Source organism: Parvibaculum sp., assembly GCF_035511255.1.
GTDB lineage: Bacteria > Pseudomonadota > Alphaproteobacteria > Parvibaculales > Parvibaculaceae > Parvibaculum.
The window spans coordinates 1-2,392 of record NZ_DATKFR010000339.1 but is presented as its reverse complement, the minus strand read 5'-3'; the positions used below and the strand labels follow the sequence as shown (position 1 = coordinate 2,392).

The window sequence follows — 2,392 nt, the reverse complement described above, 5'->3', positions numbered from 1 at the left end:
GCCTTCCTGACCGCGCTCCCGGCGAAGTCTGGATCCTCCTCGATGAGGTCAAGGGCCGCGATGGCGGCGGCGACGGAGGCGGGTGGCAGGCCCGTCGAATAGATCAGCGTGCGGGCGCGGGTGCGGATGAAGTCGCAGACCGCTTTCGAGGCGCAGAGATAGCCGCCATAGGAGCCGATGGCTTTCGACAGGGTGCCCATCTGCAAAGGCACGTCGGCCTTCACGCCGCCGACGAAGCTCGACCCGCGGCCGTCGCCGACGACGCCGATGCCATGCGCGTCGTCGGTCATCAGCCAGGCGCCATGGGCTTTCGCGAGCGCGGCCATGTCGTGCACCGGCGCGAGATCGCCGTCCATGCTGAAAACGCCGTCGGTCAGGATCAGGCAATGGCGCGCGGCCGCTCGATGCGCGGCGAGAAGTTCAGCGAGGTGCGCGAGATCGTTGTGGCGGAAGATGTGCGCCTCCGCGCCCGAGAGCTTCGTGCCCATCAACAGGCAGGAATGCGAGAGTTCGTCCGCGAGGATCAGATCGCCCGGCCCCGCCAGCGCCGGCACGATGCCGAGATTGGCGAGATAGCCCGAACCGAAGATCACGCAGTCTTCCGCCTGCTTCAGCTTCGCGAGCCGCGCTTCGAGAACGCCAAAGAGCGGATGATTGCCGGTGACGAGGCGCGAGGCGCCGGAGCCCGTGCCATAGGTCTCGATGGCGGCAATGGCGGCGGCCTTCACGCGCGGATGCTGCGAGAGATTGAGATAGTCGTTGCAGCAAAAGGAAATGAGCTGCCGCCCGTCGCGCATCGCGTAAGCCTGCTCACGCCGGTCGGTCTCGACGAGGCGGCGGCGAAGATTGCGCGCCTCGAGCCCTGCGAGCTTCGAGGCGGCAAAGGCGTCGAGCGAAGACGTCATGCGTTCACCCGGATGACCGGCTTGCCGATGCTCCGGCGTTCAAGGAGGTCCTGCAGCACGTCGCCCGCCTTTTCGAGTGGGAAGCTCGCCGTCGGTTCGGGATGGATCTTCCCTTCGACGACCCATTCGGTGAGCTTGTGCATCAGCGGGATGTTCGCCTTCGGATTGGCGCGGATTTCGCCGCCCCAATCGACGCCGACGAGAGACGACCGCTTCAGCAGCGCGAGGTTCAACGGCAGTTTCGGAATCTCGCCATTGGCGAAGCCGACGACGAGATGGCGGCCGCCGGGCGCGAGGCAGCGGAAGGCCGTTTCGGAATATTGGCCGCCGACCGGATCGTAGACGAGATTGACGCCGCGCTTTTCGGTCAGCGCATCGAGCGCCTTGCGCCAGTCGGGATCGGAATAGTCGACGACCTCGTCCGCGCCATGCGCCTTCGCGGCGGCGCGCTTTTCCCCGGTCGAGGCGGCGGCGATCACCTTCGCGCCCATCGCCTTGGCGACATCGATCGCGGCCATGCCGACGCCACCGGCGGCGCCCAGCACGAGAACGGTTTCGCCAGGTTGCAGCTTGCCGCAGGTCTCAAGCCCGTAAAGCGCCGTGCAATAGGAGACAAGGAAACCGGCGGCGGCCTCCGAACTCATCTCGTCGGGAATGGACGAGCAGACGACCGATGGCAGCACCAGCTTTTCGGCGAGCGCCCCCTTCGGCGACAGGGCCATGACGCGGGTGCCGAGAAGCTCGCCCGGCAGCCCCTCGCCCAGCGCCTCGATGGTGCCCGCGACCTCGCTGCCCGGCACGAAGGGGAGCGGCAGCTTCACCTGATAGGTGCCGCGCACGAAGAGCGCGTCGACATAGCCGAGGCCCGCCGCTTCAACGGCGAGCAGAACCTCGCCGGGGCCGGGCACGGGCGCTGGAAGCTCCTCAACCTTGAGATCGCGGGGTTCACCGTAATTGACGCAACGAACGGCTCGCATATCGGGTAACTTTCTGGTTCTATTGGGCTTTCAGGCTCCGCCCGGCGCCCCGTGCGGGTCAGGCTAGCCTGCCTTGCATTGCGGGGAAAGCCGCCTATGCTTCGCCCGAACGCGCCACAGCTTCAAGGGAAAACCCGGTCCCATGACCCTTCAGACCCGCATTGAGAACGCCGCCGCCCATGTCACCGCGCGGACGAGCCCGGATACGCTGCGTCACGACTGGACGCGCGACGAAGTGCAGGCGCTTTACGACCTTCCCTTCAACGATCTCGTCTTCGAGGCGCAGATCGTCCATCGCCGCTGGTTCAACCCGAACCAGGTGCAGAAATCGACGCTGCTCTCGATCAAGACCGGCGGCTGCCCCGAAGATTGCGGCTATTGCTCGCAGAGTTCGAAATTCGAGACCGGCCTCAAGGCGACGAAGCTGATGGAAGTCGAGCGTGTGCTCGAGGAAGCGCGCAAGGCCAAGGAAGCGGGCGCCTCGCGCTATTGTATGGGCGCCGCCTGGCG

At 66.2% G+C, this 2,392-nt stretch carries 2 protein-coding genes and 1 pseudogene; 1 reads left to right on the top strand and 2 read right to left on the bottom strand.

Translation table 11 applies throughout. The features are described 5' to 3' along the window. Positions 1–905: aminotransferase class I/II-fold pyridoxal phosphate-dependent enzyme (locus VMR03_RS13290; protein WP_325405991.1), on the bottom strand; the 905-nt coding region annotated here is incomplete at its 3' end. Further along, positions 902–1,882 carry an NADPH:quinone oxidoreductase family protein gene (locus tag VMR03_RS13285; protein ID WP_325405989.1) on the bottom strand — a complete coding sequence of 327 codons (981 nt, stop codon included), beginning with the start codon at positions 1,880–1,882 and terminating at the stop codon, positions 902–904. The genes VMR03_RS13290 and VMR03_RS13285, both read right to left, overlap by 4 nt. Before the next feature lie 142 nt (positions 1,883–2,024). Between VMR03_RS13285 and VMR03_RS13280 the strand changes: the two are divergent. Then, positions 2,025–2,392 (top strand): annotated as a pseudogene (locus VMR03_RS13280) (radical SAM protein); the annotation flags it as partial.